The sequence below is a fragment of the Candidatus Eremiobacterota bacterium genome (genome assembly GCA_031082125.1).
Taxonomy (GTDB): Bacteria; Vulcanimicrobiota; CADAWZ01; order CADAWZ01; family Ess09-12; genus Ess09-12.
In genome coordinates this window covers 60,416-83,010 of record JAVHLM010000009.1, presented here as the reverse complement: position 1 = coordinate 83,010, position 22,595 = coordinate 60,416, and the positions used below count along the sequence as shown (strand labels likewise).

Sequence of the window (22,595 nt, the reverse complement as noted above, 5' to 3'; positions counted from 1 at the left end):
GATTGCCCTGCTGTCCTGCCTGGTTTCCCTGCTGTCCCTGCTGGTTTCCCTGCTGTCCCTGCTGGTTTCCCTGCTGGCCCTGCTGATTGCCCTGCTGTCCTGCCTGGTTTCCCTGCTGTCCCTGCTGGTTTCCCTGCTGGTTCCCCTGGCCGGGGCGTGCATTGTTGGGATCCTTGGACTCCAGGTTCTTGTTCATATCCTTGGCGATCTCATTGATGACCTTATCAGCGAGGTCTTTCGCTTCCTGCTCGGTCATCTTGCCGCCGCCGCCCTGGCCTGTCTCTTCGGGCTTCTTGCCCGCCTGGTCTCCCTGGCCTGACTGCTGCCCCTGGCCCGACTGCTGCCCCTGCTGACCCTGGCCTGACTGCTGTCCCTGGCCCGACTGCTGCCCCTGCTGCCCCTGCTGACCCTGGCCTGACTGCTGTCCCTGGCCCGACTGCTGGCCCTGCTGACCCTGGCCTGACTGCTGGCCCTGGCCCGACTGCTGTCCCTGGCCGGACTGCTGCCCCTGCTGGCCCTGGCCGGACTGCTGCCCCTGCTGCCCCTGCTGGTTCTGAAGCTGGTTGGCCATGTCTTTCTTGTCTTCATCAACAAGCTTCTGGACTACGGGCCACAGTTTTTCCTTCACTATCTTGTAAGCTTCACGGGCCTGCTTGTCAACCTCCCTGGGAGTGAGATCTTTCGTGAGCGTGGGGCGCTTGAGATTGAAGGCTTCATGGAAGTCGGCAGCCGTGTCCTTTATTGCCTGCTGAACCATAGGATCCTTGATCCTGGGATCCATTTTCCCTCCGGTGTACCAGTCATAGATTACTCCCATGCCGTACTGGACGTTGCGGGGAATGGGGAAAGGCATGCCATCGACTACCTTCCTCGCCTCGTCCTCGGTGAGCCTCCCCTTGGCCTCCTTCACCATCTTGTCCACGATCTTCTCCTTCATCTGCGTGGCGAACTCGGGGGTAAAAAGGTCCTCTTCATATACTGACTTGAAATAGTCCTTGATGCCTTCAAAACGCGAGCCAATGACGTTGTTGATCCTCGGGTCCTCCACGGCATTGTTGAGGAAGAGGAAGGGCTCGTTCTGTTTCATTGAATCCTCGACGAACCAGCGTGAATAACGCCTGTGGCCCGATTCGTGGAAGATGACGCCGAGGGCATAGTCATCAGAGCGTTTCGCGAGCTCCTCGGCAGGATAATAGATGCAGTTGCGCTCAAAATCATAAGCCCACATGGGGCCCTCGCGAACGTCCATTGCGAAATCGCCACCCAAGGCCTTGGCAAGGCCCGACATGCGGTGAATGATATTTTTTATCCTCTGGGTCTTCTCTGTCTCGGAGGGCTCGTCTTTCTGCGCAGCGGCAGGGCCCTGTGCACTTGCGGTGCCCTGTGCGGATGGATCCTGGTTCGGATCCATGAATATCCTGTCGGGGACCCGCGATTCCCGGGCCTTTGCATCGCCCTGGGATGGCGGTGCAGGAGATGGCGGTGCGCTGGCCTCTCCCTGGGAGGAATCGGCAGCTTTCAGCGGCGCTTCTTTCCCGCTTTTTCCCGAGATGTTCACGGTGTCGCCCTGGACTGGCGGAGCCTCCTGCTCTTTCCCGGCAGGCGGTGTGTTCTGGGGAGGCTTTGATGAGCTCCCCGTGAAGCTTGATTTTATTCTGTCAATGATACCCATGTGAAGCGCTCCTTTGCATTACGGCTCTTTTTAGAGTATGCCCGCCTTCTTCCATTCCTCATAGATCTGGTCGGAAGGCTTTCCCGTCCCTTCAAAGTGCTTTTTCGCGAGCTCGAGCACTGCTTCCCTGTCCTTCTTGTCGGGCATCTCGTCGGAGTAGCAGTGCACGGCGCCTTCAATGAATGCTTTCTTGAGGGCCTCCGCCTTGAGGGCCTTGATGTCAATCTTCTCGGCATCAAGCTCGGCCTTGAGCTTGGTCTCGGCGGCTGTCCAGACCGTTTCTCCCTTGCCGAGGCCGTTTGCCATCGTCATGACCTTCTTCATGGCAGCCCTCTGGGCCTTGTCCTTGTCCATCCCCTTGGCCACGAGGTTGTCCTGGATTTTTGCCTGGATCTGGCTCTCCAGCTCATCTGTGTAGAGTGACTTGCAGTAATTGCTCCAGTACTTGAGGTTTCTGAGGGTATAGACGTAGCCGCCGCGCTGCTTGGCTCCGATCTCCTTTTTCATCACCTTGTCCTTGAGCTCGGTCTGGAAGTCCACCATCTTGGAGCCCAGTTCCTTGCCTTCAGGCACCTTGCGCATGAAGAACTGCACGATGGTCTTTATCTCCGCGGGGTTCTTGAGCTCGTCATGCCATATCTCGGTGAATCTGTTGCGCATCGCGAGGGAGAGCTCTTTTCTTCCCGCGTAGCGCCCTGTCGCCGGGTTCATGGTGGCGAATATCTTGAACGAGGGATGAGCCTGGATGCGCTCGTTGTTCTTTTCCGTGAGGACCAGCGAGCGGTCGTCGTCGAGAAGGGAGTTGATCCTCTCGAGGATTGACGGCTCGGCGAGGTTGATCTCGTCGAAGATTATCCAGTCGGACTTCAGGTTGTTGTCCTTGACCCAGCCCTTCTGGCCGTCGGAGCATTCCACGAAGCTCCACTTTTCTCCGTTGATGTCCTTGGTCATATAATAGTTGAGTCTTGTCCCCGCCGGAAGGCTCCTGACGTTGTCGCCTGCGCCGGCCTTTGTCATAAGCTGGGTGTCGCGGATGCACTTGGGCTTCATCGATTCGACGAGGATGCCGTCGCGCCAGGCGAATTGCCCGGGCTGCCCCGTGGGCACGAAGCCGCCGATGAAGTCGGTGGTGTCGGTCTGCTGGCTCAGGTTATAGCGCCTTATGTTGGTATTGGCAATGTTCGCGAGGTATCTCACGTACGACGTCTTTCCGGAGGCAGTGGGCCCCACGAGCAGGACCATCTCGTCGTTCTGCACGCAGCCCGCGATTTTCTCCATCTGGTCCATGCCGGTACCGGTGAGGATGAGCTTTGAGTCTTCACCGGGCACGAACTCGCCGCCGAGAGGGTTTTTCTCAATGACTGCATTGCCTATCTGCACATTGCCATTGCCCAGGTCCTTGATCTCCTTGTTCCTCTGGGTCGGCATGGCGGCCTTCCCGAAAACGGCCTTCAGGGTATCCTCGACAAGGTCGCGGTCCTCCTTGGTCTGGAAGCGGTCCACATAGACACGCTGCCCTTCCTGGTAAATGACCTGGTTGATGTCGCCGTAATCGCCCTTGTGCTCTTCAATCCTGCCGAGCCACTTGATGACATCCCTCAGCGTGAAGGGATAAGGGCCGTCGCGCTTTCCCAGCTGGCGGTGCTCGGCAAGGTCGGCGATGGTCTGGTTGAACATGGCCATCTTGAGCAAGGTCTCGTCGGGGAGCTTGGTCTTGGAGATGGCCTTCATTATCTCCACGTTCTCAGCAGGGGGAAGGGAATCGACCCACATCATGTGGAGCCTGTTCTTCATCGCGTCGGAGAGCTCTTTTCTGCCTGAATAGGAAGCCGGGTTCATGGTACAGAAAATCATGAAATTGGGATCGGGCTTCACCATCTCGTTGTCAGGCTTCTCTGAGAGCACCAGGTAGCGGTCATCATCGAAGAGGGAGTTCATTCGCTCAAGAATGTCAGGATTGGCGAGGTTGATCTCGTCAAGGAGGAGCCACTGGCCTTTGCGCATGGCCTCGACGACGATGCCGTCGCGCCACTCAAATTTCTGCTTCCCGGTCTCTGCGTCTGTTGTCGGTTTGAAGCCGCCTATGATCTCGGTGATATCGGTCATGTCACTCAGGTTGATGCGCCGGAGCTCATTTCTCGTGAGGTGGGCGAGGTTTTTCACGAGGGCCGTCTTGCCCGCGCCCGTGGGGCCTTCCATGAGGACGTTTTCCTTGAGCTTGATGCCTATGGCAAGCCTTTTGAGGTTGCTCACCGTTGTCTCAGTCTCAATGAGCTTCGCTTTTGCTGAAGGAATATAGGTCTTTGATTTTTCAAAGGGCTCTTCCACTGCCACAAGCTTTGGGGGCTGTGCCGCTCCTCCTGCCTGCTGCGTGGCGCCTTTCATCGCGTCCAGCTTTGCTTTCTGGGCTGCGATGTCATCTTCGCCAGGCGATGAGAACACCGTGCCGTCTGCCTGCAAGGCTATCTCCGGTGAAGCACTTCCAAGGTTTGCGGCAGGTCCTCTCAATCCCTGAGCGCTCTGAAGATCGGGTGTCAATGGTCCTACATTACTTATCACGGCTGCCTCATCCTTTCACATCGTTATTCCCACCGCGCTGGTGAGGAGAATGCATTATCACGCAAAATACCATGTTCCATTATACTGTATTGCCCATGGTTTGAAAACGGGTTTTCCCTTTTCTCATGTTAATATTTTGTTAACAAATATAGGGACAGCCCTTCTTCCTTCCCCCATGGTAGCTTATCTCAGCTTGAAAAGATAGAGCATGGCGGCAAGATGTCGAAACAGGGCGGCCACCTGCAGAGGCTTATTTCATCTCATCGCGGAGGAACTCATTGAATTCCCTCAGGGGAATAAGAGAATAGCCGCACCCTTCGGGGAGGAGGTGGAGGAGATCGAAGCTCTGGACATCGGGGAACTGCCTGCAGAAAGAAGGCCTGCGGCGGTAGTCACCGCAGAGGTTTTCGCTGCCGAGCCTTGTGCAGGAGAATACAAGGGCGCCGCCTGGCGCGGTCCCCTGTATCACAAACCTCTGATAGGCGGGGAAGAGTTTTTTGAGCGTGTCAAAATCCTCTTCTGTCCCGATCTTTCTTCCCCCGAGGGTAAGGGCCATCTGCCTGCAGCATCGTCCACACCGCCGGCACTTCCCTTTCACGAGGAAGCTTTTTCCCAGAACCCTGGCAAGCTGCTTCTCAAGAGCCAGCACGAGGCTTTTCATCAAGGACTCCCCTCTCCCGGCGGCGGGTTTCCGTGATCCTGCTCCTTATGGGAAGGCACCTCATAGAGCTTGAGCATGATGACGCTTGAGGGTATGAAAGTCTCCCCGGGGATAAGGGCATAGTTTTTTTCCTCGAGAACCCTGTCCATCCAGCGTGCAAGGCCTGTCCTGACGACATAGGGATGGTGGGGAGTGAAGCAGAGCCATACGCGCTTGAATTTTTCCAGCTCTTTCAGCAGAGCCCCCCTGTCTGGTGAGTCCACGGGATACAATAAGCTCTTTCCCCCGTAATAGTAGAATATTCCCTGGGACATCATCGAGGGGTGGACGACAATTACCTCGTCATCACTGGAGAACTTCTGGAGGATGGCGGAGGCTCCGCGCCAGTTCTGGCCCTGGTAACGCGGATCCCAGGCGCAGCGTGCCCATGAGATGGCATTGGTGATCAAGAAAAGCGCCAGGAACAGAGCCGCAATGGCTTTCACTTTCATGCTGCAGACCAGCAGGGCAATCAAAAGGAAAAAGAGGGGCGCTATGATGAGGAAATATTTGAACTCAAAGATCCTGAAGGGAGTAAAGCGCGACAGCAGAACTGCCGCAGACAGAGGGATGAGAAGTCCCGACGCGCAGAGTATCCCTGCCTCTCTGCCTGCATGCCTGAGGGCATAGAGTGACAGCAGCAGGGTGAATATCCCCCCTACAAGAAGGCCATCGCCTGCCCTTTCGGGGAGAAAGGCAGGGAAGCCCGGGCCCCAGGTCATCTGGGAGAAGAGCGTGGCGATGTGCCAGAAGCCCGGCGCATCGCGCAGGGTCAGGTCCTGGCCCTTGTTGTTTCTCAGATAATAGAGTATCCAGGGAAGGTAAAGAAAGGCCGTGGCGCATTGAGAGACAATCCATCCCCTCAACAGTTTTCGTGACGGCCCGAAATCGGCGATGAGGCAGCAATTTTCGATTACAAGGGGGAAGAAGAGGAGGTAATGAGTATAGAGCCCTGCGGTGTTCACTATGGTGAGGAGGACCAGGTACCCCGGTGATCCTCCCCGCTTCCACCTGATGAAAAGAAAGAGCGAGAGGGTGAAGAGGGCCGCGATAAGGGGGTACATCCTGAATTCCTGGGAGAGTAGTATGTGAAACGATGAAAGTGAGAGAAGGAGAGTGCCCAGGATGGCCGTGCGCCCGCCAAAAAGCTCTCTTCCGAGGAGCCAGGATATCACTATGCTTAAAAGCCCGGCTATGACCGAGGAAAGGCGCATTATCCATTCCGATGTTCCAAGGAGCATCCATACATGGGCCCCATAGAAATAGAGAGGCGGGTGGACCTCGCATGTGGAGGTCATGTGCGGCAGAATGGCGGGAAGAGGCCTCAAGGCCGTGAACCAGGTGACGGCCTCATCAATAGAAAGACTGTGGGACCCGAGGCCCGGGAGCCTCGCTGCCAGTGCAATGACAAGAATGAGGGAAAGTGAAAGGAGGGGGAGTTTTTTCGATAACCCTTGGCTTTCTGGCGGTTCATTATTCATGGCCTTGGCACCCATCTTCTTTTTCCGGGGGAAAATTCCTTCTCGGGCCCCTGTGAGGGCCCTCAAGAAGGAGTGGAGGGAGCGGTAAAAGAAATACGAAGAGAGCAATGCCTTTGGAGGCTTCGAGATAATCCCACAGGAGGGATGCCATGTACCGTCAGGACTGCAGATTTTTTACAGGATACAAGCCCTGCAGGCAGCAAAGCCAGTGTGACGGCTGCAGCGCTTATATTCCCATGGGTGCCAGAGTCTTGATACTCAAGCTGGGAGCTATCGGTGATGCCCTGCGCACCACCCCGGTGCTCGCCGCCCTGAAAAAGAGGCATGGTGAGCTCACCGTCACCTGGGTCACCGATGATGCCTCCTATCCCCTTCTTGAGGGAATCCCGGGGATTTCCCGCCTGATGAGGCTCAATTTTGCATCCTTTATAGTGCTCCAGGCCGAGCACTTTCACCTCCTGCTGAACTTTGACAAGGCTCCCGAGGCATGCGGATTCGCTGCGGCCATGAAAGCCGACAGGAAGGAGGGCTTTTCTCTCACCGGCGAGGGGAAGCTCTCGATATACAACAGTGAATCGGCATATGCCTATGATCTCGGCCTCTTTGATGATCTCAAGTTCAAAAGGAACAAGCTCAGTTACCAGGAGATAATCTTCTCCATGGCAGGCCTCCCCTTCCAGGGTGAGGAGTACGAGCTTTCCCTTTCGCCGCAGGAGCTCTCATTCGGTGAAGCCTATATCTTTTCAAGGGGCATCGCGGACAGGTTCCCTCTTATAGGCCTCAACACCGGCTGCGGGGACATTTTCGCCACCAAAAAGTGGGCCCTCGAGGGTTTCGTGGCCCTTGCAGAAACAGCCCGCAGGGAACTGGGTGCTGAGATCCTTCTGCTGGGCGGGCCTGCAGAAACGGAGCGGAACAGGCTCATAGAGGAGAAGATTTCTTTCCCTGTCCATAATACGGGAAACAACAACACCCTGAAGCAGTTTGCCTCCTTTATCCGCCGCTGTCACCTGGTAGTGAGCGCCGACACGACGGCGCTGCACATGGCCATCGCTCTGAAGGTCCCCGTGGTGGCCCTTTTCGGGCCCACATGCCACTCGGAGATATATCTCTACGGGAGGGGGGAGAAGGTCGTTTCCGACTTCCCCTGCGCACCCTGTTACAGGGGAAATTGCGAGAAGGAGCCCCGCTGTATGGACTCTATAAGGGCTGGGGAAGTGATGGCGAAGATCACATCGGTATTTTCACGCCTTTTTCCTTAGCCGTGGCGATTGCTTCATCATAGCCTGCATCGACATGGCGGATCACTCCCATGCCAGGGTCCGTGGTGAGAACCCTTTCCAGCCTCAGAGATGCCTCGTCGCTGCCGTCGGCAACGACGACCATACCCGCGTGGAGCGAGAAGCCTATCCCCACGCCGCCGCCATGGTGGAACGAAACCCAGTGGGCGCCTGCCGCCGTGTTCACTAGGGCGTTGAGTATGGGCCAGTCGGCAATGGCATCGCTCCCGTCCTTCATTGATTCCGTCTCCCTGTTGGGCGACGCCACGCTTCCCGAGTCAAGGTGATCTCTTCCTATCACAATGGGGGCCTTTAATTTCCCGGACTTCACGTGCTCGTTGAAAAGATTCCCGATGCGGGCGCGCTCGCCGTACCCGAGCCAGCAGATGCGGGCAGGAAGGCCCTGGAACTTCACTTCCGTGCGGGCTTTTTCTATCCAGCGCCTGAGGGGCTCGTTCCCGGGAAACTCCCTCAGGATGATCTCGTCAGTGGTGTAAATATCTTCAGGGTCGCCTGAGAGGGCCGCCCACCTGAAGGGGCCTTTCCCCTCGCAGAAGAGGGGGCGGATATAGGCGGGCACGAAGCCGGGGAAGTCAAAGGCGCCGGTCACTCCCGCTGAAAGGGCCTGCTGGCGGATATTGTTCCCGTAGTCAAAGACCACGGAGCCTGCTTTCTGGAAGGAGAGCATGGCCTCCACGTGGCGTGCCATTGATTCCAGGGATCTCTTGATGTACTCCCGGGGGTTCTCTTTTCGGAGCTTCAGCGCCTCATCGTAGGGCATGCCGGCGGGGACATAGCCGTTAAGGGCGTCGTGGGCCGAGGTCTGGTCCGTCACTATGTCGGGGATGAAGCCTTTTTTCAGAAATTCATGATGAGTCTCGGCGGCGTTTCCCACCAGGGCTATTGAGAGGGGCTTTCCCTCCTTCTTCGCCTCAAGCGCCAGGGCAATTGCCTCATCGAGGGAGTCGGTGGCGCGCTGGCAGTAAGCGGTGTCAATGCGCTTTCTTACGCGCTCCCTGTCTACTTCCACAGCTATGCAGATGCCGTCGTTCATGGTCACCGCAAGAGGCTGGGCGCCTCCCATTCCGCCAAGACCCGCCGTGAGGGTGATTCTTCCCTTGAGGCTTGAACCGAAGTGCTTTCTTGCACAGGCCGAGAGGGTCTCGTAGGTGCCCTGGAGGATGCCCTGGGTGCCTATATATATCCAGCTTCCTGCAGTCATCTGGCCGTACATGATGAGCCCGAGCTTTTCCAGGCGCCGGAACTCCTCCCATGTGGCCCAGTGGGGCACCAGGTTGGAATTGGCAATGAGGACGCGGGGAGCAAGCTGATTGGTTCTGAGGATTCCCACAGGCTTTCCTGACTGGACTAAAAGGGTTTCATCGCCTTCAAGGTCTCTGAGAGCCTTCACTATCGCGTCAAAACACTCCCAGTTTCTTGCAGCTTTTCCCGTGCCGCCATACACCACGAGGTCCTCAGGCTTTTCCGCCACCTCGCGGTCCAGGTTGTTCATCAGCATACGCAGCGCTGCCTCCTGGGGCCAGCCTTTGCAGGAGATGGCCGTGCCGCGGGGAGCTCTTATTTCGCGGTGCAGTGACATATCTCTCACTCCTTTGTTTCCGGGAGATTCTCCTGATCATGGAGCATGAGCTCCTCGTACTGCCTTTCCGTCTCGTCTTCCTTGAGGCTCTGGAAATAGCCCAGGCTCAGCATGGTCGCGAGCCCCCAGTAGCTCTTGAAAAACTCTACTATACGGCTTGGTGAGGGCGGCATCATTCTGAAGACGATCCAGGTGACGATGTTCCCCCCCTCATTGATGGCGAACCGTGCCTTGTTTTTGGGGATGACCTTGATGCGCCCCTCCCTGATGTCGGCAAGGAGTTTTCTGTACCACGAGGCGATGTCGGCCTTCCCGAGCTTCAGGTTTTTCCTGAGGTCCTGGAGGTGTTTCTTCACCTCTTCGGAATCCACCTTGAAGGTCTCCCTGAGCTGTGTCTTTATCTCTTCGAAGTGGTGACTGTTTTCCGCGGCAGGCGCGGCAGGGGCCTCTGCGGCAGGCGGCGGCTCACTGAGATTAGTCCCGCAGGCTTCGCAGTAAGTCTGGCCTGGCAGGTTGTCCAGCTTGCATTTATAGCAGACCATTGAGGTTCTCTCCTTTCAATATCTTGATCTGGGACGTACCGGCAGGATTATCTATGAAGGGCTGTATTGCCGGTTCTGTACTAATTCTTCGCCTTCTCTCAGTATTTTCTGCGCCAGTTCATGGGACCGGGCCTCCACGTAGATACGGAGCACCGGCTCTGTCCCCGATGGCCTGAAAAGAATCCAGTTGTTGCCCGGCAGGATATACTTGATACCGTCAAGGGTCCTGATATCTTCGATTTTTCCGTCAATAAACCGGGCGGGAGGCGAGTTGAGAAGCCGTGAAATGATGGATTCCTTCTCGTCGTTGTTGGTAATTCTTATATCGGTCCTGTGGAAATAGAAGAAGCCGTGGTCCCGCATCAGCTGCTCCAGCAGGCTTCCGATTCCTTCCCCCTTGTAAGCCATTGCCTCCAGCAGCAGGAGGCTGATCAATATGGCATCCTTCTCGGGAATATGGTTTTTGACGCCGATGCCGCCGCTCTCCTCGCCGCCCAGCAGGATGTCCTTTTCCAGCATCAGGTGGGCAATGTACTTAAAGCCGATGGGCGTCTCGTAAAGGGGGAGGCCGTAGCGTCCGGCCATGACATCGATGATATGGGAGGTGGAAAATGTTCTGGCCACGCCGCCGGACCATTTCCTGTTCTCCACGAGGTGCCAGAGGATAAGGGCAAAGACCTCATGGGAGTTCATGAAGCGTCCCCGCGAGTCCACGGCGCCAAGGCGGTCGCCGTCACCGTCATAGGCAAAGCCTATGTCGGCCTTGTTCCTGAGGATTCTCTCCACGAGAGGGGCGAGGTTTTTCCCTATGGGCTCGGGATTGTAGCCCCCGAATATGGGGTTTATCTCCCCGCGGATCTCTTCAACGTAAGTGCCTATGCCTCCCAGAGCCTGCTCGAGAAGTCCCCTGCTTGCGCCGTAGATGGGATCGCTTATGATTTTAAAGCGGGAGCTGGCGATGCGCTCAAGATCGATGAGGCTCACCACGCGTTCCGTATAGCGCTCGTGGGGAGAGAATTCCTTGATAGCGGCCTCCCCTTCGGCTTCCGGAAGGGTGAATTCCTCGGCTCCATTTATTCTTTTTTCAATGGCGTGCGTCACTTCGGGAGTCCCTGAGCCGCCGTATTCCGGCTTGAATTTTATCCCGTTGTACTCGGGGGAGTTATGGCTTGCCGTGATGATGACGGCGCCGCAGGCTTTCAGGTCATCGACGGAGGTTGAGATGGACGGTGATGATGAGGGTCCGGAAGAGAGGTAGACCGGTATCCCGGCCTTTATGAACTCTCCTGCTGCCACTTCGGCGAAAGTTCTTGACATGAAGCGCGTGTCATAGCCCACCACAATGCCTTCCCTGGGGTGCCGGTAAGGGCACTGGTAAGTCGCTCCCTTTTTGGGCTTGTAGATATCAAGGTCTTTCCTCCCCTGCCAGTAAAGAAAGCGTGCGATAGCCCTTGCAACGCGCCTTATATTCTCAAAGGTAAAATCGTCAGCGACTATTCCCCGCCATCCGTCGGTTCCAAAAGTAATTCCCATGGGCTCCCCCTGTGGTTCGAGATAAGGTATTATATCGTTTTTTATGAGGAAAATTCAGATTAATTATACCACAAAAAGGGAAAAGTGGGACAGAAAAAAGGGACAGTTTACTAATTTTTTTTCCCCTCCCTATGGAGGCCATCACCTGCCTGTGGAGAATTAAGATCTTTAAGTCATCACGAAGGGGGTGCCGCTTATGCAGGCAGTCGAAGAAATTAGAAAGAAGCTTGACGATCCCATGGTGAGCCTCTTTGAGAAGATCGAGATAATCAACAAGATGGAGCAGAATCTCGGAGCCCAGTCCATGGATGTGCTGAGGAGCCTTGTATATCACAGCGATACGTATCTTCGCCGCGAAGCAGTTCTCGCGCTGGGGAACATCCACGACCGGTCGCTTGTGCAGGATCTCGTGCCCCTCACCGGCGACAGCGATCTTGAGGTGAGGAAAAGCGCCGTGATTGCCCTGGGGAAGATTGGCGGCTCTGCCGCACTGGAAGCGATAGAAAGGGCCCTGAACGATGAGTCATGGATAGTGAGGTACTTTGCAGAGCGCTCTCTCAATGAACTGAAGGAATCCCCACCGGACCCCGTGCAGCCGCCGACCTCTTCCCCGGCACCTTCAGCGCCTCCCCGGCTTTCAGAACCGACCGTGCCGTCGCCTGTTCCTCTGCCTGCCAGTGTCGCACCTCCGGCAAAAGAGCATCCATTCTCCATAGAGACCTATATGGAGAGGCTCATCGAGGGCACCGGCATAAGGCAGGAGAAGTCGCCCCATGGGTTCCTTCTCACGGTGCCTCTCGAGGGAGGAAGAAAGCAGAGAATATATGTGACCTTTAAAGAGGATGAGAGGGATAAGAGCGAGCTTATCGTGCTCTACACCACCTGCGGAGCTGCTTCCCCCCCTCTTTACAAGTGGGCCCTCACTGCCAACGCGAAGATGACGTACGGAGGAATCGCGCTCCGGCAGGTCGAGGGAAAGGAGTTTTTCACGATGAGCTACTCTTCAGTGATATCCTATGACACCATCGGGGCGACGAGAAAGGTGATCCTTGACCTTGCCGCCAAGGGCGACTGGATAGAAAAGAACCTTACCAGGGGCCAGGAGGACAGGTTTTAGGGACATTGCACTCAGTAATCGCCTGTAGGGGGGAGAATGAGAGGCGCTTCCGGCCGCTCTCTCTCCTCGAAGAACCGGGTGATCCTGTGAAAGCTTGAAAGGGCTCTCTTCATCTTGTCGGGGAACTCCTCAAGGTCGGAAAGGAGTCCCTTTACCTCGTGGAGGCCCGAATGGAACTTCTGGTATATCTGGAGGTTCCTGATCCCCACCGTGGCATGATCAGCCATGGAGATGAGTATTCTGACATGCTCCCCGTCGAAGTAATTCTCCAGGGGGTTTTCAAAGTTGAGGGCACCTATGACAGTCTCTCCCTCAATGAGCGGAATGACGAGCTCGCTTTTCATTGTTCCCAGGTATGACCTGTAGAGCCTGCTGTAAGGCTCTTTTGTCACATCGCCGATGTTGAGGGGCTTCTTGCTCTTCACCGCGATGCCGCTTATTGAGCTTTCGATGCACACCCTCGTCTCCATCGGTTTTTCCTGGCCTGTCGTGGCCGCGATGACAAGCTCTTCTCCTTCCAGCAGCAGAAGCTGCCCCGAGCGCCCGCCGATGAGGTTCAGGCTCTTTTCTATGATCATTTCGTACACGGCCTCGGGTTCATTGGTGGCGCGGGCCAGGGCCCTGTCAATCTCGGCGAGGGCCCGCTGCTGTTCATACATCCTGGCTATCTTGATGGCATGGGAGGCCTGGAGGGCGAGAGTGGTGAGCATCTCCTGGTGGCTGCCATTGAAGGCCCCCTTCTCGGGGCTTTCAACGTTGAGCACACCCAGCATTTTTCCACATTCGGCGAGGGGTACGGCGAGCTCGCTCTTCGCATCGTCGAAAAAGCGGTGGTAACGCTCGGCTTTTTCCACGTCAGCGATGAGCAGGGGCTCCCCCTTTTCCAGCACGACGCCGCAGGCGCATTTTCCGGGGAGAAGCTTCACTCCTTTTTCCACGACGCCCGTCGTGGCCGCAATAGTAAGATCCTGGCCATTGTAGAGGAGTATCTGCCCGTATTTTGCCGCGCTCACCTGGAGGGCCTTCTGTATGATCACCTCGAGGACCGCTTCAAGGTTAAAGTCCGAGCTTATCAGAAACTCGTTTATCTCGTTGACTGCCGAAAGAATATGGCGGATCTCGCCGTGACATGTGCCTGTGGAGTCCATTGGCTCCTCCTTGTGACTTTCAGATTACCAGAGGTTTTTTCTTTACTCCAGAGCATAGCTGACGACATCATTATCCATGAGAGTATAATGTGCGTCAGTATACCTTGGACAAAGGGCGGCCAAATCCTGCCGGCATCTCCAGGAGGGATCAGCTCTTTCCTGTGGTATCTTATACTCCAGACCCCGGGAATAGAAAGCTTCCCGCAAGGTAGAGAGAGTATCAAGGAAGAAAGAGGTGCCACCTTAATGAAGAATTGGATAGCCTGCTGTTTTCTCCTGGTATTTATGCTCGCGGCAATGATGCCTCTCCAGGCGGCGCATTACAACAACAGGGACGGCAACATCCAGTTTGATGTGGCCGATACGTGGCCGGTGATGAATGCCAATCCTCTGGTTCTCTCGTCTCCGAGGGGAGACATAATCCTCTGTTTCGAGGTGATCAAGGCAGAGGACACCCAGAGCGCCCTCATCGGATCAGAAGCGTCGCTCCTTCGCTACATGCAGTCCATAAAAAAGGGGGAGACCAGAAATGTCAACATCAACGGCCTGGAAGGCGTTGCAGTTGACGGAACTGCCAAGGTCAACGAGATACCTGTGGTCTTTACCCTCTCAATCGTTCCTGCGCAGAAGAAGCTTTACACGCTCTTCTTCTATTACGGCGCCCCCGGGGCGGCCAAGAATAACATAGACGACATCAACGCCTTCCTGAAAAGCATCAAGAGGATACGGTAGCGGGGTCTTCGCCGCTACCGCTCCCTGAGCCCGTCAGTTCCTCGGAATGGCCTCCTCCTCCTTGTGGCCGTTTTTCTTAGGGGGCGTGAGCATTGTTCCCAGGATCTCCCCCAGTGAGTTGAAGAGCATCATGCTCTGGTCCCCGTAGAAGGTGAGGTTGGAATTCTTGAAGAGCCCCGACAGATTCTCGCTTATGCGGGGAAGCTGCTCTATGGGCAGGATCTCCTTCCGGATCTCCATCATGGTCTTTTCCCGGAGGGCTGTGCTCTCCACGTCGAGCTGATTGAGCCTTGTCTCCATCTCTTTGAGCCTGAGCTGTTTTTCCGCGATCTCCATCTTCATTTCAAGCTCCTGGAGCTTGAGCTTGCTCTCGGCGGCAATCCTTTTTTCGTCGAATACTCTGTTTGACTCCAGCTCTGCAAGCCTCAGCTCGTCGTCCACGGCGTTTTTCTTGGCCTCGTATTCCCTTTTTCTCTCGAGCTTGACTTTCTCCAGCTCGTTGGTCTGCGACGACAGCTCGATATCGGCATGTATCCTGGACATCTCGAGCTGCTTCCGGGTTTCCCTCTCTGTCATCTCTATCTGCCTGTTGGTCTCAATTGTCGAAAACTGCGCCGTTTTCCTTATCTTGTCGCGGGCGTCGGCCTGGAGCTGGGCCAGGAGCCTCTCGTCGGGGCAGAAGACCTGGGCTACCTGGAGCACATCGATTTTTATGCCCCACCCCTTGATGTCGCTGTAGCCTTCTATGAGCGGTATCACGCCGTCCTTGAGCTTCTCCGTGATGCCGGTCTTCCGCTCCCTGATGCATTCGTCCATTGTCATCTGCGCCACGATAGCCCTGAGCTCGCCCATGCAGATGTCGCCTATGGCCTGTGAGATGTGCTCGACTCCCCCTGAGACAGTAAAGGGAAAGAGGGATGCCGCCAGTGCCACATCGACGATCCTGTAGATGATTATCCCCTTGAACCTCAAGGTGATGCCGTCGAAACTTTCCTGGTGCATCTGGAAGGTATGCTCTATGGCCGTCGTGGGAACGAGGGCATAACTGTCCCAGGGAAATATTACGGTGCTCGCGCCGTTGCCGTGACAGGTGGCTTTGCCGCTCTTTATGGTGAGCAGAGACTCGCATGGAAGGGCCGTGATCCTTCTGAAAAACATATGCCTTACCTCCTTTTGTCCTTTTGGGCTCCAGGCGTGGTGCCTGAGGAGAAGTATTCTGATTCCATGATACCTCGGTATGCCCGTGGTGTCAGTGCCGCGGGGCACAGTGAGCATTGCCATTTTCCGGGGAGTATGATATATTGACGCTTATTACCCTGTCCGGTATAATGGTGTCGTCAGCAATATCCTGTGAGTATAAGGTACAGGCGTCATGCAAAAGAATATAAGGGCTCTCATTTTTGACATGGACGGCCTGATGATTGACAGCGAGCGCCTTTATTTTCAGACAGAGCGCGAGCTCGCCCGTTCCTTCGGTCATGCGGTACAGGATGGCACGCTCTGGGACATGATGGGCCGCTCACCTGTTGAATCAATGGGTGTCTTTGCAAGGGATCTTGGCATCGGGGTTCCTCCGGAAGAGCTCGCAGCCATGAGGGAGCAGCGGATGGCGGAGAACCTCAAGCACGACACGAAACCGATGAAAGGCCTCCACGAGATAATAGGAGAGTTCCACGGCCGTCTCAAGCTGGCTGTGGCCACTGGATCGCCTGCGGTTCTTGTGGATATTGCCATGGAGAGCCTTTCTGTCAGGCAGTGCTTTGATCTGATCCAGACAAGTGAAGGCGTGAAGGCGGGGAAGCCTGACCCGGCCATATACCTTCTCACTGCCGAGAGACTTGCTGTTGATCCCGGGGAGTGCATCGTTCTTGAGGATTCGTCCAACGGTGCCCTGGCCGGCAAGAGGGCCGGCTGTTATCTTATTGCGGTGCCCAGCGAGTATACGGCGCTTCAGGATTTCAGCTTTGCCGATTACCGTGCCGAAAGTCTCCTTGACGCCCGTGACCACATAAGGGATCTTCTCAGAGCGGTGGTGAGGAAGGGCCGCAGTCACGGCATTGTGATGATATGAGGAGCATCATGGGGAAATATGACGCCTCTATCGAGAAATTTCTTACCTTCTGCAATGCCGGCGGCAGAGGCCCTGATCTTGAGGGGCTGAAAGAACTCCTGGCTGCCTTTGCACAGGTTCCCTACGAGAACCTTTCCAAGATCATCGCCGTGGGGAGCACCCGGGCAGATGCCTTCCGCACCCCGGAGAGAGTCGTGGCCGATCATCTCGAGCATCGGCTCGGCGGCACCTGTTTCTCCCTCGTCTACCTTTTCAAGGCGCTGCTGGATTACCTCGGTTTCAGCTCTCACCTGGTACTTGCCGACAGGGCCTACGGGACTGACACCCACTGCGCCCTCTTTGTAATGTGTGCCGGCAGCGTTTATCTCGCCGATCCGGGGTACCTGGTGTTTACTCCCGTCCCTCTCCCTGAAGGAGCGTCTCAGCAATTCAGGAGCGGCCCATACCGCCTCAGGATCACTCCGGTGGAGGGCGGCAGGGCCTTTGACATTCATTCTCTGTCCGATTCAGGCCATGAGAAATTCCGCTACCGCATAAAGAGCAGTGCCGCCGATGAAGGGACCTTCTTTGACGCGTGGAAGGCCAGCTTTGAATTCGAGATGATGGATCATATCGTAATAAACACATACCGTGACGGCAGGCATATCTACCTCAGGGATTCAATGCTCCATGAGACTGGCGGTGCAGTGAGGCTCCGGAAGCGTCTCACGGGGCAGGAGTTTTTCCAGGTGCTGGCGAGGCTGGGGATGGCACCGGAGATGGCCCGGCACGCCCTTTCCCTCACGGGGGGCCTCCCGGCGCCGCCGATGCCATGAAGGAGGATATATGGCAGGCATAACGTCTGTCCCGCCGGTGAAACTCTTTGCCGGTGTCCTTTACAGGGACGAGGCATTCTTCTCCCATGCCCGGCAAGCCCTGGAGGAGGCTTTCGGGCCTGCCGATTATGTGGGCTCTCCTCTCGCATTTGACCCCACTGATTATTATGAGGAGGAGATGGGAAGGGGCCTTATGCGCCGCTTTCTCTCCTTTGAACGCCTCATGGATCCCGGCTCCCTCGCCTCCGTAAAGCTTCACACCAATTCCATCGAGGATACCCTGTCAGACCGGGGGAGAAGAGCAGTCAATATAGATCCCGGCTATCTTGACTACCGCAAGGTCGTGCTTGCATCGGCCAAGTACGGACCCCACAAGATATATGTGGGTCAGGGGATCTACGCCGATCTTACCCTTATTTACGGGAAAGGGAGATTCTCCCCCCTTGAGTGGTCTTTCCCTGATTTCAGGGATGGCCGCTATGACGGTATCCTGATGGAAATCCGCACCCTCTTCAAGAAAAAATTCCCGGGCGGCTCCCGTGGACCGGGGAGCTAGGGAATCACCTCGGTCTGCAGGAAATAATCGCTGCGGAAATCCTGGAGCGCGAGGCAGCCCTTTGCGAGAAGGCCCTCAAAAGCGGGGAGAAACCGCCTGATCTCACCGATGAGGTGCCTGACGGAAGCGCATACAAGCTCATATCCTTCGCGCCCCCAGAGATTCTCCAGGTTCGCGTAAAGGCAGCGGCCCCCGCAGACGGCATAATCGCTGCAGCGGTCGCATGGAGCGCCTGGCGTGACTGCCAGGTCCTCTGGTGATATCCTTGCCCCCGAGAGGGTGCCCACCCTGTATTTCTCATGAAGGCGCATGACGGGGCATGAGTAAAGCTCTCCGCGGTAATTTACCGCGAGCATCTGATAGCCTGCGCCGCAACGGGGCCCTGCCACCCCTTCCCCTGTGAGGAGCGTATGGGCAATGCCGGTGAAAGGAAGGATATGGAGAACCCTGTGCCGCTCCAGGGCCGCGGCAGCCCAGTATTCCACGAGGCGGCTCACTCCAGGGTTATAACGCTCCCCAAACCAGCGGGCTATGGTTTTTTTCCGCCTCCAGTCCTTTCTCTCAAAGAGCGCGTTGAGCTGCCAGTGCACGTGATCGAAGTGAAAGGGGCACCTGTCCAGGAAATGCATGACGGCGCTGTAAATATCCATTCCAGGGGAGACGGTCATTCGAGCCCTGAAGAGGCCCCTGTACCCCCTGGATCGGACAAGGGCGGCCTGGTCCATCACCCTGCGGTGGCAGCCCTCGCCCCTGAAGCGGTCGGTCACCGGGGAAGGGCCGTCAAGTGAGAGGGAGATAACATCGATTCTTTCAAGGTGGCGGGCTTTGAGCCTCTCCAGGAAGAGCCCGTTGGTCTGGAGCACGAGGTGGCGGTAAGGAAGCTCCTCTATTATCCGCTCCACGAGAGGCATGTTGAGAAGGGGCTCGCCTCCGTAAAGCTGGATGCCGACATTTTCATACTGTGACACATACTTGAGCAGATCACTGAAGTCATAAGTGGTGTGCCCGTGGAAATCGTCAGGGACCTGCCGGGGCTCGCAGTAACGGCACCTGAGGTTGCACTGCTCAGTGGTATATATGACGAAATACATGGCGCCTGCGCTCCTTCAGGCAAGGGTTTGCTTCAGGCTGCCGGGAAAACGCCAGGGAGGCGGTCTCCCGCCTCCCCTGGAGCATCTGGCCGATGGAATATCCGATACTCCGATGAGCGCCTGTTACTCTTATTATACCTTAAGAGGCCGCAGGAGTAAAGAGTCAGGGATTTTCTGCGGCAGGTGAGGATTTCCAGGAAAGTAAGCCGGCCATGTTGAAAATAATCACATCCAGAGGGGGTGATCTGATGGCATACCTTTTGTCTTTTGCGGTGATCCTTGTCCTTTTTCTTATGCTCCTTTTCTCTGCGGTGAAAGCCACAGGGGGGATCCAGGCACGGGAGGTGCCCTGCAGAGCCTCCCTTGCCTTTGAGGCACCTTCCCGGGCAGAGCCGTCCCAGGGTACCGCAGAGAGCGCTCTCACGAGAAAAGAGCTCGAAGAGCGTCTCACGAGGCTCAAAGACAGCCCGCCGCCCCAGAAATGTCAGATGGGCGCCATGTGCTATGCGCCCAGGCTCGAGCCCAAAAGCGTTCAATATACATGCCCCGCATGCGGGGCAAAGACGGTATATGCTGCCGGCACCCTGCCGGGATTCACCGTGAACCAGGCTGAATGGCTTGTAAAAAATGCCGGCCTGATGAGGAGATCGGTGAAGGATATCACTGAGCTGTCGGTCACGCTTGATGAATCTCAGCTCTGCAGGAAATGCAGCCCCAAGGTGAGCGAGCCTCACCTTTACCTTGTAGTGAAGTACAAAGGCGGGAGCGCCCGGACCAAGGATGCGACAAACGGCGATGTGCGCCTGATCCAGGAGTTCCTTGAGGGGAAAGACAGGCACAAGGGCTTTCAGGACGAGGAGACTTCTCTCAAGGATCACCTGCAGCGCCTCAGGATCCTTCTGGGAATTGACTTGAAGTGAGGCAAAAGCCTTCCGTGGAGCCACCAGGCCATCTTGTCATAGAGTGCACCGACTCGCAGTTCACCGTGAGGTCCATGAGCCCGGGAGCCGCTGTCCATGAGAGAACGGCAAGGTTCGTGGAGATGCCGGCGGTGCGTGACCTGGTCAGAAAGCTTGTCAACGTGCTGGTCACAGATTTCGGCGACCGGCTTTTCAGCGACCTGTGCGGGGAGTGCGGCAGCTGCTGCACCGGCGCTGCGGTGGCGGCAAGCCATGAGGAGATTGAAGCCATCGCGGCCTTTCTTGCAGTCCCTGTAAAAGAGCTCCTTGAGCGCTTCTTCTTCAGAAAGCCTCCCGGCGGCGGCGAGCAGTGGGTCATCAGGGAGCAGACAGGCCGCTGCGTTTTTCTCCGGGACTGTGCAGGCGGGACACGGCACTGCGCCATCTACCCGGTGCGCCCCTATGTATGCTCATCGCTCGTGAAGCCTGATATGCCCATATGCCGCAAAAGCCTGGGGAAGCTCATCTGTCATCTTGAGAGGATCACCTTTGAGGGGACTGCGGCCATAATAGTGACCCGTTCAGGGAGAATCCTCGAGGTGAAGCTTGAAAATCCCCTGGCCCTCCAGCTTTTGCAGCACCTGCGCGGGGTGCTCTCCCCGGCGGCGTCGAGGGAGAACAGGCGCCCCGGCAGGCCTGTAACCGTCAAGGCAGAGGATTTTAAGGCAGGCCCGGCGTTACTGGAAATGGAGCGGTCCCTTTATGGCACAGCCGATGCTCCACCGGTACTTCCATCACTTCGGACAGACTCCGCGGAGTTTGAAATATTCTCAATCGTGCTGTTGAAAGACTCCCTTCTTGTATTCTGCAGGGATGGCACGGTATTTCGCAAGGCAGAGCTCAGGGACGGCGAGGAGGAAGAAATCGGGAAGGCAATGAAAGCTCTGCTGAGAGAGCTTCCGGGGACCTTGAGCGGAGAGGCAGCCGGGGCTCTCAGGTCCATGAGTTTTCTGTGCCGCCGCTGCGGCAAGTGCTGCAGGCATTTCGTGGCGGAGATATCACCGTACGATATAGAGAGAATCGCATTGCACCTGGGGATACCTGTTGAAGAGACATGGAAGCGCTATCTTGTCCCCGATATATTCTCGTGGAACGAGCATAATGCCGATCTGAAAAAAGTTCCTGAAGGCAGGGGCAGGGAGGGGGAGCGGTGTGTTTTCCTGGGCACCCATGGTGACGGCCTCCCGGGGTGTAGCATCTATGAGGCAAGGCCCCGCGTCTGCAGGCGGTACTTTCCCGGCAATGAGAAATGCTCACAGAACGTTGATGATCTCCCTCCTGAAGCGCTGCTTGACAGCCTTGTCTCTTTCACAATAAGCGGCGACTCCCTGTCGTTCACTACCACCTTTACGGAAAGCCATGGCATCCCGGCTCCTGTCATTGATGTGCACCAATATGAGGGTATCATGAAGAGGCTCGAAGAAATAAAGGGGACCGTGGAGGAGATTGTAAAGTCCCGCAAGTCCTGAGGCCGGCTGGTTCAGGTCAGTGTCCGCTGAGGGCAAAGGCGCAGAGAAGACCGATGCCATGGGCAAGCACGTGGTCATTGAAATCAAAATGCGGGTTGTGGAGGTCCGGGAAGGTTGCGGCATCTTCAGGCCTGAGTCCCAGAAATGCTATGGCCGACGGCACATTGTTGCAGAAGAAGGCAAAATCCTCTGAGCCTGTGCAGGGTGCCTCCATCAGGTGCACTTTTTCACTGCCGAGCAGTCCGCGGGCAAAAGCCATCACATGGCGGGTTATGTCTTCGCTGTTGTTTGTGACAGGGCAGAAAACTGTATGCTCTATGGAGGTGCTACAGCCGAATGCCTGCGCCGTATGCTCCATGACCTCGTGGAACCTTTTCGTGACAAGCTCTCTTATCTGTGGCGCAAAGGTTCTTATGGTGGCCGAGAGGACTGCTGACCCGGGGATTATGTTGGACTTCTGTCCCGCCGCCAGGTGCCCTACGGTGATGACTGCCGGGTGAAGAGGGTCCACGTTTCTGCTCACGATGGTCTGGAGCGAGACTACGGCCTGGGCTATCGCCACTACGGGATCAACAGTGTTATGGGGCATGCTCCCGTGGCCCCCCCTGCCATGAAAGGTGACTTCGTAATCATCGACGGCGGCGAACATCGATCCCGGCTTTATATAGAGGTGTCCTGCATCGCCGTAAGGGTAGCCGTGGAGGGCAAACATGGTGTCCACGGGGTGGCGGCATACCTTTTCTGTGAGAACTCCCTCCTCAAGCATTTTCAGTGCTCCCATACCCCCTTCTTCGCCAGGCTGAAATATCAGTTTTACGGGGCGCGGGAGCTTTTCCCTCGCTGCCGAGAGGACACGGGCGGCACCTATCAGCATTGTCACGTGGCCGTCATGGCCGCAGGCATGCATTTTCCCCGGCTCCCTGGAAGCCCACGGAGCGCCTGTCTCTTCCTGGAGCGGGAGGGCGTCCATGTCGGCGCGGAGCCCTGTGGCGGGGCTGTTTTCAGGAGCGCCGGGCGTCTCGATGATCCCTGCGATGCCGGTGCCTGCAATCCCCTTTTCAAAGGGGATGCCAAGTGCCGAGAGTTCTTCCGCGATGAGCCCCTGGGCAAAGGTCTCTTCGAACATGAGGTCCGGGTGCTCATGGAGTTTCCGGCGGAGCGCCGTAAGGGAGGGGATCTCCCTGGCGATGAGGTCATAGAGCTCAATGGAGGAGAGGGGGAGGGGCTTGGTATTCATGATGAAAGCATTTCTTCGCGGAAGTTCCATAAC

19 protein-coding genes are annotated in these 22,595 nt (G+C 56.4%); 8 read left to right on the top strand and 11 right to left on the bottom strand.

All coding sequences use genetic code 11. The features are described from left to right. From RDV48_12225 to RDV48_12210, 4 genes are all read right to left on the bottom strand, one after another. A partial coding sequence (locus tag RDV48_12225; GenBank protein MDQ7823556.1) for a hypothetical protein occupies positions 1–1,672 on the bottom strand: 1,672 nt, incomplete at its 3' end. Between the two features lie 30 nt (positions 1,673–1,702). Beyond that, positions 1,703–4,231 carry an AAA family ATPase gene (locus RDV48_12220; protein ID MDQ7823555.1) on the bottom strand — a complete coding sequence of 843 codons (2,529 nt, stop codon included), beginning with the start codon at positions 4,229–4,231 and terminating at the stop codon, positions 1,703–1,705. Positions 4,232–4,481: 250 nt separating this feature from the next. Then, positions 4,482–4,892 carry a YkgJ family cysteine cluster protein gene (locus tag RDV48_12215; protein ID MDQ7823554.1) on the bottom strand — a complete coding sequence of 137 codons (411 nt, stop codon included), beginning with the start codon at positions 4,890–4,892 and terminating at the stop codon, positions 4,482–4,484. After that, positions 4,892–6,412 (bottom strand): glycosyltransferase family 39 protein, encoded by a 1,521-nt coding sequence (locus RDV48_12210; protein MDQ7823553.1) that lies wholly within the window; start codon positions 6,410–6,412, stop codon positions 4,892–4,894. Before RDV48_12210 ends, RDV48_12215 begins: the two co-directional genes overlap by 1 nt. Positions 6,413–6,561: 149 nt before the next feature. On the opposite strand from RDV48_12210, the gene RDV48_12205 reads away from it, so the two are divergent. Beyond that, complete coding sequence (locus RDV48_12205) at positions 6,562–7,674, top strand: glycosyltransferase family 9 protein (protein MDQ7823552.1); 1,113 nt, start codon at positions 6,562–6,564, stop codon at positions 7,672–7,674. Here RDV48_12205 and hutU read toward each other — a convergent pair. From hutU to RDV48_12190, 3 genes are read right to left on the bottom strand one after another with little or no spacing between them, the layout of a single operon-like run. After that, positions 7,643–9,292: a urocanate hydratase gene (gene hutU / locus RDV48_12200; GenBank protein MDQ7823551.1), complete on the bottom strand. Its 1,650-nt coding sequence runs from the start codon at positions 9,290–9,292 to the stop codon at positions 7,643–7,645. The two genes, RDV48_12205 and hutU, sit on opposite strands and share 32 nt — an antisense overlap. A gap of 5 nt (positions 9,293–9,297) precedes the next feature. Next, positions 9,298–9,834 carry a hypothetical protein gene (locus tag RDV48_12195; GenBank protein MDQ7823550.1) on the bottom strand — a complete coding sequence of 179 codons (537 nt, stop codon included), beginning with the start codon at positions 9,832–9,834 and terminating at the stop codon, positions 9,298–9,300. Between the two features lie 51 nt (positions 9,835–9,885). Next, entirely contained in the window at positions 9,886–11,367 is a 1,482-nt protein-coding gene (locus RDV48_12190; GenBank protein ID MDQ7823549.1) for a phosphoglucomutase/phosphomannomutase family protein, read from the bottom strand. Positions 11,368–11,563: 196 nt separating this feature from the next. On the opposite strand from RDV48_12190, the gene RDV48_12185 reads away from it, so the two are divergent. Next, entirely contained in the window at positions 11,564–12,484 is a 921-nt protein-coding gene (locus RDV48_12185; GenBank protein MDQ7823548.1) for a HEAT repeat domain-containing protein, read from the top strand. 11 nt (positions 12,485–12,495) lie between these two features. On the opposite strand, the gene RDV48_12180 is transcribed toward RDV48_12185, so the two are convergent. Next, positions 12,496–13,632 (bottom strand): GAF domain-containing protein, encoded by a 1,137-nt coding sequence (locus RDV48_12180; GenBank protein ID MDQ7823547.1) that lies wholly within the window; start codon positions 13,630–13,632, stop codon positions 12,496–12,498. Positions 13,633–13,878: 246 nt separating this feature from the next. Here RDV48_12180 and RDV48_12175 point away from each other — a divergent pair, with 246 nt between their 5' ends. After that, positions 13,879–14,364, top strand: a complete 486-nt coding sequence (locus RDV48_12175) for a hypothetical protein (GenBank protein ID MDQ7823546.1) — start codon at positions 13,879–13,881, stop codon at positions 14,362–14,364. Between the two features lie 33 nt (positions 14,365–14,397). On the opposite strand, the gene RDV48_12170 is transcribed toward RDV48_12175, so the two are convergent. Continuing rightward, the gene (locus RDV48_12170) at positions 14,398–15,522 is read right to left on the bottom strand and encodes an SPFH domain-containing protein (protein ID MDQ7823545.1); all 1,125 of its coding nucleotides are present in this window, start codon (positions 15,520–15,522) and stop codon (positions 14,398–14,400) included. Between the two features lie 214 nt (positions 15,523–15,736). On the opposite strand from RDV48_12170, the gene RDV48_12165 reads away from it, so the two are divergent. From RDV48_12165 to RDV48_12155, 3 genes are read left to right on the top strand one after another with little or no spacing between them, the layout of a single operon-like run. Further along, a complete protein-coding gene (locus tag RDV48_12165; protein MDQ7823544.1) occupies positions 15,737–16,435 on the top strand; it encodes an HAD family phosphatase in 699 nt (232 codons plus the stop codon). 8 nt (positions 16,436–16,443) lie between these two features. Continuing rightward, positions 16,444–17,250 carry an arylamine N-acetyltransferase gene (locus RDV48_12160; protein ID MDQ7823543.1) on the top strand — a complete coding sequence of 269 codons (807 nt, stop codon included), beginning with the start codon at positions 16,444–16,446 and terminating at the stop codon, positions 17,248–17,250. Between the two features lie 10 nt (positions 17,251–17,260). Further along, positions 17,261–17,806 carry a DUF4416 family protein gene (locus RDV48_12155; GenBank protein ID MDQ7823542.1) on the top strand — a complete coding sequence of 182 codons (546 nt, stop codon included), beginning with the start codon at positions 17,261–17,263 and terminating at the stop codon, positions 17,804–17,806. Here the strand turns inward: RDV48_12155 and RDV48_12150 are convergent. After that, positions 17,803–18,897, bottom strand: coding sequence for a TIGR04084 family radical SAM/SPASM domain-containing protein (locus RDV48_12150; protein ID MDQ7823541.1), 1,095 nt, complete (start codon positions 18,895–18,897; stop codon positions 17,803–17,805). The genes RDV48_12155 and RDV48_12150 overlap by 4 nt on opposite strands. A gap of 248 nt (positions 18,898–19,145) precedes the next feature. On the opposite strand from RDV48_12150, the gene RDV48_12145 reads away from it, so the two are divergent. Together RDV48_12145 and RDV48_12140 are read left to right on the top strand one after the other, a co-directional pair. Then, a complete protein-coding gene (locus RDV48_12145) occupies positions 19,146–19,817 on the top strand; it encodes a hypothetical protein (protein MDQ7823540.1) in 672 nt (223 codons plus the stop codon). A 14-nt stretch (positions 19,818–19,831) separates the two neighbouring features. After that, a complete protein-coding gene (locus tag RDV48_12140) occupies positions 19,832–21,325 on the top strand; it encodes a YkgJ family cysteine cluster protein (protein MDQ7823539.1) in 1,494 nt (497 codons plus the stop codon). A gap of 16 nt (positions 21,326–21,341) precedes the next feature. Here the strand turns inward: RDV48_12140 and RDV48_12135 are convergent, their stop codons facing one another. Then, on the bottom strand, positions 21,342–22,562 hold the full coding sequence (locus tag RDV48_12135) for an amidohydrolase (protein ID MDQ7823538.1): 1,221 nt from the start codon (positions 22,560–22,562) through the stop codon (positions 21,342–21,344). Positions 22,563–22,595 lie beyond the last annotated feature (33 nt).

Excerpts from the sequence above, each read along its gene's own strand:
- RDV48_12215 (MDQ7823554.1), bottom strand. The coding sequence starts at position 4,892 with ATGAAAAGCCTCGTGCTGGCTCTTGAGAAGCAGCTTGCCAGGGTTCTG.
- RDV48_12210 (MDQ7823553.1), bottom strand. The coding sequence starts at position 6,412 with ATGAATAATGAACCGCCAGAAAGCCAAGGGTTATCGAAAAAACTCCCC.
- RDV48_12205 (MDQ7823552.1), top strand. The coding sequence starts at position 6,562 with ATGTACCGTCAGGACTGCAGATTTTTTACAGGATACAAGCCCTGCAGG.
- hutU (MDQ7823551.1), bottom strand. The coding sequence starts at position 9,292 with ATGTCACTGCACCGCGAAATAAGAGCTCCCCGCGGCACGGCCATCTCC.
- RDV48_12195 (MDQ7823550.1), bottom strand. The coding sequence starts at position 9,834 with ATGGTCTGCTATAAATGCAAGCTGGACAACCTGCCAGGCCAGACTTAC.
- RDV48_12190 (MDQ7823549.1), bottom strand. The coding sequence starts at position 11,367 with ATGGGAATTACTTTTGGAACCGACGGATGGCGGGGAATAGTCGCTGAC.
- RDV48_12185 (MDQ7823548.1), top strand. The coding sequence starts at position 11,564 with ATGCAGGCAGTCGAAGAAATTAGAAAGAAGCTTGACGATCCCATGGTG.
- RDV48_12180 (MDQ7823547.1), bottom strand. The coding sequence starts at position 13,632 with ATGGACTCCACAGGCACATGTCACGGCGAGATCCGCCATATTCTTTCG.
- RDV48_12175 (MDQ7823546.1), top strand. The coding sequence starts at position 13,879 with ATGAAGAATTGGATAGCCTGCTGTTTTCTCCTGGTATTTATGCTCGCG.
- RDV48_12170 (MDQ7823545.1), bottom strand. The coding sequence starts at position 15,522 with ATGTTTTTCAGAAGGATCACGGCCCTTCCATGCGAGTCTCTGCTCACC.
- RDV48_12165 (MDQ7823544.1), top strand. The coding sequence starts at position 15,737 with ATGCAAAAGAATATAAGGGCTCTCATTTTTGACATGGACGGCCTGATG.
- RDV48_12160 (MDQ7823543.1), top strand. The coding sequence starts at position 16,444 with ATGGGGAAATATGACGCCTCTATCGAGAAATTTCTTACCTTCTGCAAT.
- RDV48_12155 (MDQ7823542.1), top strand. The coding sequence starts at position 17,261 with ATGGCAGGCATAACGTCTGTCCCGCCGGTGAAACTCTTTGCCGGTGTC.
- RDV48_12150 (MDQ7823541.1), bottom strand. The coding sequence starts at position 18,897 with ATGTATTTCGTCATATATACCACTGAGCAGTGCAACCTCAGGTGCCGT.
- RDV48_12145 (MDQ7823540.1), top strand. The coding sequence starts at position 19,146 with ATGGCATACCTTTTGTCTTTTGCGGTGATCCTTGTCCTTTTTCTTATG.
- RDV48_12135 (MDQ7823538.1), bottom strand. The coding sequence starts at position 22,562 with ATGAATACCAAGCCCCTCCCCCTCTCCTCCATTGAGCTCTATGACCTC.